The 7,533-nt window shown below is 72.3% G+C and carries 9 protein-coding genes; all 9 read left to right on the top strand.

Features of this window, described 5'->3' with window-relative positions; genetic code table 11:
- Window positions 1–51: 51 nt before the first annotated feature.
- The 9 genes from cpaB to ACOV8S_RS15995 are packed head-to-tail and all read left to right on the top strand — an operon-like array spanning window position 52 to window position 7,511.
- Entirely contained in the window at window positions 52–762 is a 711-nt protein-coding gene (cpaB, locus tag ACOV8S_RS16035) for a Flp pilus assembly protein CpaB (protein ID WP_448318879.1), read from the top strand.
- 10 nt (window positions 763–772) lie between these two features.
- The gene (locus tag ACOV8S_RS16030; protein WP_448318491.1) at window positions 773–2,398 is read left to right on the top strand and encodes an AAA family ATPase; all 1,626 of its coding nucleotides are present in this window, start codon (window positions 773–775) and stop codon (window positions 2,396–2,398) included.
- 32 nt (window positions 2,399–2,430) lie between these two features.
- Complete coding sequence (locus ACOV8S_RS16025; RefSeq protein ID WP_448318490.1) at window positions 2,431–2,814, top strand: TadE/TadG family type IV pilus assembly protein; 384 nt, start codon at window positions 2,431–2,433, stop codon at window positions 2,812–2,814.
- Window positions 2,815–2,834: 20 nt separating this feature from the next.
- The gene (locus ACOV8S_RS16020) at window positions 2,835–4,214 is read left to right on the top strand and encodes a CpaF family protein (RefSeq protein ID WP_448318489.1); all 1,380 of its coding nucleotides are present in this window, start codon (window positions 2,835–2,837) and stop codon (window positions 4,212–4,214) included.
- A complete protein-coding gene (locus tag ACOV8S_RS16015) occupies window positions 4,211–5,152 on the top strand; it encodes a type II secretion system F family protein (protein ID WP_448318488.1) in 942 nt (313 codons plus the stop codon). Before ACOV8S_RS16020 ends, ACOV8S_RS16015 begins: the two co-directional genes overlap by 4 nt.
- A 3-nt stretch (window positions 5,153–5,155) precedes the next feature.
- On the top strand, window positions 5,156–6,064 hold the full coding sequence (locus ACOV8S_RS16010) for a DUF5936 domain-containing protein (protein WP_448318487.1): 909 nt from the start codon (window positions 5,156–5,158) through the stop codon (window positions 6,062–6,064).
- Between the two features lie 54 nt (window positions 6,065–6,118).
- Window positions 6,119–6,319: a hypothetical protein gene (locus tag ACOV8S_RS16005; RefSeq protein WP_382553001.1), complete on the top strand. Its 201-nt coding sequence runs from the start codon at window positions 6,119–6,121 to the stop codon at window positions 6,317–6,319.
- Complete coding sequence (locus tag ACOV8S_RS16000; RefSeq protein ID WP_448318878.1) at window positions 6,316–6,924, top strand: pilus assembly protein TadG-related protein; 609 nt, start codon at window positions 6,316–6,318, stop codon at window positions 6,922–6,924. The genes ACOV8S_RS16005 and ACOV8S_RS16000 overlap by 4 nt, the downstream gene beginning before the upstream one ends.
- Before the next feature lie 11 nt (window positions 6,925–6,935).
- Complete coding sequence (locus ACOV8S_RS15995; RefSeq protein ID WP_448318486.1) at window positions 6,936–7,511, top strand: hypothetical protein; 576 nt, start codon at window positions 6,936–6,938, stop codon at window positions 7,509–7,511.
- Window positions 7,512–7,533: the final 22 nt, after the last annotated feature.

Here is a 7,533-nt window from a genome sequence, read left to right as displayed (position 1 = left end):
CCCGCCGCCCGACCCGAACCACCGTTCCCGACCCACGAGGTGAAACAGACCGTGAACTCCCGCCAGCGCCGCGGCGTTCTGCTGCTGGTCCTCTCGGCGATAGCCGCCATCGCGGCGTTCGCCGGAGTGCTCGCCGTGGTCAGGGACGTGAAGTCGAAGGTCGGTCCCGAGGTGACCGCCTACCGGCTGAAGGCGGACGTCGCGCCGTACCAGGAGCTCACGCCGAGCCAGTTCGAGAAGATCAGCATGCCGGAGCGCTGGCTGTCCGGCACCGCCGTCACCGACCTCTCGAAGATCCGCGGGAAGATCGCCGTCACCACGCTCCGCGAAGGCTCCCTGCTCCAGTCCGACATGGTGGTCGACCGCCCCGAACTCCAGCGCGGACAGCAGGAGATCGCCATCATGATCGACGCCTCCACCGGCGTCGCGGGAAAGATCACCACCGGCGCGCGGGTGAACATCTTCGCCACCTTCGAGGGCGAGGACCGCGGCCGTGACCAGTCCCGCCTGATCGTGCAGAACGCCCGCGTCATCGACGTCGGCAAACTGACCGCCCTGGAGCCCGACGGCAGCGGCCCGAACCGCCGCACCGCCACCGAGGCCGTGCCGATCACCTTCGCCCTCTCCACCGCCGACGCCCAACGCGTCGCCTACGCCGAGTCGTTCGCCGAGCACGTGCGCCTCGCCCTGGTGGCCGGCGGCGACGACACCTCCGTGCCGCCCGCCGACCGGACGTACACCCTCGAGCAGGACAAGCAGTGAGGGGCCGTCGATGACCGTCCGCATCCTCCCCGCCGTGGGAGACGTCGACTCCGCCCGCGCTCTCGCCGCCCTCCTCGGCCAGATGCCCGAGGTCGTGCCCGCCCCGCCCGTGCACGACTCGGCCACCCTGCTCGACGCCCTCGGCGCGGGCGCCGCCGAGTCGGTGGACGAGCTGCCCGAGGTGGTCCTGGTCCACGAACGGATCGGCCCGGTGCCCGCCCTGGAGCTGATCCGGGAGATCGTGCTGCGCCACCCGGCGGTCGGCGTCGTGCTGATCACCGCCGACTCCTCCTCCACCACCCTCACCGCCGCCATGGACTCCGGCGCCCGCGGCATCGTCACCCTGCCGCTGAACCCCGAGGGGCTCGCCGAGCGGGTGCACGCCGCCGCCTCCTGGGCCGCCGGGATGCGCCGCCACCTCACCGCCGGGGCGGGCGCCGACCCGTACGGCCGCGGCTCGGGCGGCACCGTCGTCACGGTCACCGGGGCCAAGGGCGGCGTCGGCGCCACCGTCACCGCCGTCCACCTGGCGCTGGCCGCCCGCGCCTCCGGCCGCACCGTCGCCCTCGTCGACCTCGACCTGCAGTCCGGCGACGTCGCCTCCTACCTGGACGTCCAGTACCGGCGGTCCGTCGCCGACCTGGCCGGCATCCACGACATCAACCCGCGGGTCCTGCAGGACGCGATCTACACGCACGACTCCGGCATCGCCCTGCTGCTCGCCCCCGCCGAGGGCGAGCGCGGCGAGGAGGTCGGCGACCGCGCCGCCCGCCAGGTGCTGTCCGTGCTGCGCTCCCGCTACGACGTCGTCGTCCTCGACTGCGGCGCCCGGATGGACGCCGCCACCGCCGCGGCGGTCGAGTCCGCCGACCACGCGCTGCTGGTCGTCACCCCCGACGTCATCGCGGTCCGCGCCGCCAAGCGCATGGTCCGCCTCTGGGACCGGCTCCAGATCCGCAAGGCCGAGGACACCCTCACCGTCGTCAACCGGCACGCCCGCGGCGCGGAGATCAACCCCCAGCTCGTCGAACGGGTCACCGGCACCCGCACCGCCGCGACCCACGTGCCCGCCGCGTACAAGGAACTGTCCGCCGTGGTGGACGCCGGCCGGCTGCAGGACCTGGAGGCCAAGTCCTCCGTCAAGCGCGCCCTGTGGACGCTGGCGGGCGAACTGGGGCTGGTCGCCGCCGCGCCGGAGGACGAGGCCGCAGCGCGCGGGCGACGCCGCAAGCCCGGCAACGGCATCGCCCTGCGCCGCGGCGCGGGCGACCGGGGCTCCGTCACGCTGGAGTTCGCCGGGATCTTCCCCATCCTGCTCGTCGTCATGGGCCTGCTCTGGCAGGCGGTGCTGTGGGGCTACACCTTCTCCCTGGCGGGCAACGCCGCCGACGAGGCCGCCCGCGCCGCCACCGCCGCGCACGCCGTCCACGGCGACTGGGCCGGCGCCTGTTCCGCCGCGGGGACGAAACACCTCCCCGACGCCTGGAGCGGCGCGGAGATCCGGTGCGCCCCCGAGGGCGACCTGATGCGTGCCACCGTCCACGCGGACGTGCCCCTCTTCTTCCCCGGCGTCGACGCGGGCTGGTCCGTGGACGGCACCGCGGGGGCGGCACTGGAGGGGGGTGACCTGGGATGACGCGGTCCACGGCGCCGGCACGGCCCGGGCGCGTGAGCAGGTTCCGCCCCTCGGGCCCGCGCCTGCGCGGCGACCGCGGGGTCTCCTCCCTCGAGCTCGCGGGCTACCTCCCCGTCCTCCTCGTGATCGCCATGGCCGCCCTCCAGCTCGGCCTGGTCGGCTACGGCGCCAACCAGGCCGGCACCGCCGCCCGGGCCGCCGCCCGCGCCGCCTCCCAGGAGGGTGACGGGGCCGCCGTGGGCGCCGCCGCCGTGAGCTCCTGGCTCGACCCCGCCGTCAGCACCGATCTCGGCGCCGAGACCACCACCGCCCGCGTCGTCGTCCACGTCCCTTCCGTGATCCCGCTGTTCGGCGGCTGGGACATCGCCCGTGACGCCACCATGCCCACCGACCGCACCGCCGCGTCCGGCGGCTGACCGAGGAAGGAGACCCGCCCATGAGCCTGCGATCCCGCCTCGCCGCCAACGGCCCCGACGGCGCCCCGTCCGCCCTCCCCGGCCAGGGTGGCGCCGCCGACGGGCACCGCGAGGACAACCACCTCGTCGCCGTCTACCGCGCCAAGCTCCTCGAGGAGATCGACCTCGCCGAGATGTCCGCCCTCGACGCCACCGAGCGCCGCACGCGCCTGGAACGCGTCCTGGGCCACATCATCAGCCGCGAGGGCCCCGTCCTCTCCTCCACCGAACGCGCCCGCCTGATCCGCCGCGTCGTCGACGAGGCCCTCGGCCTGGGCGTGCTCGAACCGCTCCTCGCCGACCCGTCGATCACCGAGATCATGGTCAACGGCCCCGACTCGATCTTCGTCGAGCGGGCCGGCCGCGTCGAACACCTGCCGCTGCGCTTCGCCTCCGCCGACCAGCTGATGCAGACGATCGAGCGCATCGTCTCCACGGTCAACCGCCGCGTCGACGAGTCCAACCCGATGGTCGACGCCCGCCTGCCCACCGGCGAGCGCGTCAACGTGATCATCCCGCCGCTCGCGCTGACCGGCCCCACCCTGACCATCCGCCGCTTCCCGCGCGCCTACACGCTCCCCGAGCTGATCGGCCTCGGCTCCCTCGACGAGCAGATGCTGCTGCTCCTCGCCGCGTTCGTCCGCGCCAGGTTCAACGTCATCGTCAGCGGCGGCACCGGCTCCGGCAAGACAACCCTGCTCAACGCGCTGTCCGGCCTGATCCCCTCGCACGAGCGCATCATCACCATCGAGGACTCCGCCGAGCTCCAGCTCCAGCAGAGCCACGTCATCCGCCTGGAGTCCCGCCCCGCCAACATCGAGGGCAAGGGCCAGGTCGCCATCCGCGACCTGGTCCGCAACTCGCTGCGCATGCGGCCCGACCGGATCATCGTCGGCGAGGTCCGCGGCGGCGAGACCCTCGACATGCTGCAGGCCATGTCCACCGGCCACGACGGCTCGCTCGCCACCGTGCACGCCAACACCGCCGAGGACGCCCTGATGCGCCTGCAGACCCTCGGCTCCATGTCCGAGGTGAACATCCCCTTCGAGGCGCTCACCGACCAGATCAACTCCGCCGTCGACGTCGTCGTCCAGCTCGCCCGGCAGGCCGACGGCACCCGCCGCGTCGTCGAGATCGCCCTGCTGATCTCGCGCGGACGCCAGCCCTACCGCATCGCCACCGTCTCGCGCTTCGTGCCGCAGCCGATGGGACCCGACCGCGTGGTGCGCGGCCACTACCAGCACCTGCCGCTGCCCCGGGAGGTCGCCGACAAGCTGTTCCTCGCCGACGAGTCCGTCCCGCCCGCCTACGGCGTCACCGACGCGCTCGACTCCCGCAACACCCGGGAGGCGCTGACGTGAACTGGTCCCTCCTGGCCCTCGGCGCGGCACTGCTCGCCTGCCTCCTCGCGGTGGCCGGCGTCCACGTGTACGCCTCCGGGCGCGCTCAGCGTCAGGCCCTGGTCGACCGGCTCGAGGCGGAACAGGGCGCCGTCGGTCTGGTCGGCGGCCGCCCCCGCCGCTTCACCGCCGTCGACCGCCGCCTGCGCCGCACCCGGCTCGGCCGCGCCGTCCAGCTGCGGCTGGCCGCCACCGGACTGGACGTCACGGTCGGGGAGTTCGCCGCGTACGCGTGCGGCGCCGCGCTCGCCCTGTGGCTCGTCGCCTCCGCCGCCCTCGCGCCGTTCTTCGGCCCCATCGCCGCCTTCGTCGCCCTGTGGTCCGCGGGCGTCTACCTCAACTGGCAGCGGCAGCGCCGCATCGAGGCGTTCATCAACCAGCTCCCCGACGTGGCCCGCCTCATCGCCAACGCCACCGCCGCCGGCCTCGCCCTGCGCACCGCACTCGCCATGGCCGCGGAGGAGCTCGACGACCCGGCCGGCTCCGAACTCGCCCGCGTCGCCGACCAGCTGACCCTCGGCCGCTCCATCGACGACGCCCTCGGCGAACTCGCCGAACGCCTCCCCTCCCGCGAACTCGTCGTCCTGGTGACCACGCTGGTGCTGTCCAACAAGGCGGGCGGCTCCGTCGTCTCCTCGCTGCGCAACCTCACCAAGACCCTGGAGGAGCGCAAGGAGACCCGTCGCGAGGTGCGCACCATGCTCTCCGAGGTGAACGCCACCGCCCTGACCGTCCCCGCGCTCGGCATCGGCTCCCTGCTGCTGGTCGACGCCTCCAACGAGGGCGCGCTCGCCCGCGTCACCGGCTCCCCGGTCGGCCAGGCCCTCGTGCTGCTCGCCCTCGGCCTCTACGTCGTCGGGTTCCTCGCCATCCGCCGCCTCGGAAAGATCGAGGTGTGACCGATGACGCCGTCCTCCCTGCTCCCCCTCGGCCTCGCCCTCCTGACGGCCCTCGCCGCCGTCGGCGTCGTCCAGGGCATCCGCCTGCTGCGCTCCGAGGCCGCCCTCCCCGACGACCTGGCCCTCGCCCTCGAGGTCGGCGCCACCCGCGTCGGCCGCCGTGACTCCGCCGTCGACCGCCTCGGCATGCGGTTCGCCCCCACCGTCCTGCGGCTCATGGGCCCCCGCCGCGCCGACGCCAAGCGGCGCCGCATCGACATGGCCGGCAACCCCGGCGGCCTCACCCTCCAGCGCTACGCCGCGCGGCGTGCGGTCTACGGCTTCTTCGGCGCCTTCATGTTCCTCGTCTTCGCGACGAACGCGTCCTGGCCGATGGCCCTCCTCTCCCTGGCCTTCGGCCTCCTCGCCGCCGACGCCCAGATCTGGCAGGCCGTCCGCGAGCGCCGCGAGGTCATCGACCGCACGCTGCCGGACTTCCTCGACGTCCTCGCCGTCGTCGTCTCCGCCGGCCTCGCCTTCCGCCAGGCCCTCGACCGCGTCGCCGAACGGTACGAGGGGCCCTGGGCCGACGAACTCCGCATCACGCTGCGCCAGATGGACATGGGCGTCCCGCGCCGCCAGGCCTTCGACGAGCTGCGCCGCCGCAACGACAGCGAACAGGTCGCCCAGTTCGTCTCCGCGCTGCAGCAGGGCGAGGAGCTGGGGTCCCCCATCGCCGAGACCCTCATCCAGATCGCCACGGACATGCGCCGCACCGACGCCCAGAACGCCCGCCGCCGCGCCGCCAAGACGATCCCCAAAGCCACGCTGGTGACCCTGCTGTTCATGCTCCCGGCGACATTGATCCTCATCGCCACGGGCATGTTCCTCGGCACGGCCACCGGCATCGGATCCATCCTGGGGGGCGAATGACCACGTCACCCCGGGCAGCAGCAGTGACACCACGCCATCACCTGGAGGACTGCCATGACCCGACTGCACACCTGGACCCTGACCACCCTCGCCCGCCTACGCGGCCCCGAACGGGACCGGGGGGCCAGCTTCGTGGAGTACGCGGGGCTTTTGATCATCGTGGCGGGGATCTTCGTCCTGATCGACGGACTGGCACTCGACAGTTTGATCTCCGACGCCATACTGAACGCGGTGAACGACGTCATCGGCGGCTGACAGAATGCCGTACCGGCGATGAAGCGGGACAATCGCTCCCGCTGTACCTCTGGCTGACGACAATCCTTCTCTTCGCCGGGCTTGCCTTCTTCGCCTTCGCCCAGGCGGCCTCGGCGCGGAATTCTGCCCAGACCGCTGCTGACGCCGCCGCGCTCGGGGTGGCGCAGAGCGCTCGCGACGACCTGATGGACGGTCTCCTGCTCGCGCTGCAGGACGGGGACGACTGGCTCCGCTGGCTCGACGGCGACGGTGAGCTGGGCCTTGGTGGCCCGGCAGCCGCACAGGCCCTGGCGGCCGAGAACGGGGCAACTGTCACAGCCGGTCCTCACGCCACGTCTGTGCGTGGATACCCCGCGTTCCAGGTCGCTGTGCAAATGTCCTCGACCGTAGGAGACTCCGTCATCCCTGGTACCGAAGGAATGCGGGCCAAGGCCACAGCGACGGCAGTGATCGAGCCTCGGTGCATGTTCGACTCCGATACGAAGCCCGCCGAAGCCGTGGAACTGGATTGCGACGGGCAGATCGTGACCATCGATCCCAAGGATTTCGAGCCGGACGATCTCCCGGACGGGTCCGACCTGTTCTCCGTATACCTTGCAGAATGAGAGGACCAGTAATGCATCGGCACCCCATCTTCGGGCGCGCCACCATGTCGGCCACTTCCGTCGCAGCCGTACTGTTGCTCACCCTCGCTGCCTGCAGCGATGGCGGCGACGACAATGCCAAGACTGCAGATCCCACCCGTTCTTCCGCCAAGGGGAATGACAAGGGAACCCCCTCCCAGGCTCCGGAAGAGGTCTTGGCCGAGGTCAAGGGGGACGGCGTCACCTTGCAGATCACCTCTGCGAAGCGCGACAGCGGTGGCTTCGTCACCGTGGAAGGGACCGTCACCAACAACTCGAGCCGGGCCAAGGGCATGGGGGAGTGGCGGGGCAACGAGAGCGAACTGGCCCGGAACGCCGGATCAATGGCGGGTGCGAGCCTGGTCGACAGCGCAGGCAAGAAGAAGTACTTGGTCCTGCGGGACACCGAAGGGCAGTGCCTGTGCACGCGATTCACGGGCGGCATCGACGCCGGGCAGACCACTGAATGGTTCGCTCAGTTTCCTGCTCCTCCCGAAGAGACCAGCGATGTGAACTTCCAGGTAGGCGGGCTGCCGCCGGCCACCCTCTCGCTGTCCGGGGGGGAGTAGCCATGCCACCCACCCCCCGCCC

It is taken from the genome of Streptomyces sp. CO7 (genome assembly GCF_053474865.1).
Note: the sequence above shows the minus strand (reverse complement) of the source record. Positions and strands in the feature narration are given on the sequence as shown.

Bases quoted from the DNA above. Each gene is read 5' to 3' on its own strand.
- ACOV8S_RS16005 (WP_382553001.1), top strand. From the start codon at position 6,119: ATGACCCGACTGCACACCTGGACCCTGACCACCCTCGCCCGCCTACGC.
- ACOV8S_RS16030 (WP_448318491.1), top strand. From the start codon at position 773: ATGACCGTCCGCATCCTCCCCGCCGTGGGAGACGTCGACTCCGCCCGC.
- ACOV8S_RS16010 (WP_448318487.1), top strand. From the start codon at position 5,156: ATGACGCCGTCCTCCCTGCTCCCCCTCGGCCTCGCCCTCCTGACGGCC.
- ACOV8S_RS15995 (WP_448318486.1), top strand. From the start codon at position 6,936: ATGCATCGGCACCCCATCTTCGGGCGCGCCACCATGTCGGCCACTTCC.
- ACOV8S_RS16020 (WP_448318489.1), top strand. From the start codon at position 2,835: ATGAGCCTGCGATCCCGCCTCGCCGCCAACGGCCCCGACGGCGCCCCG.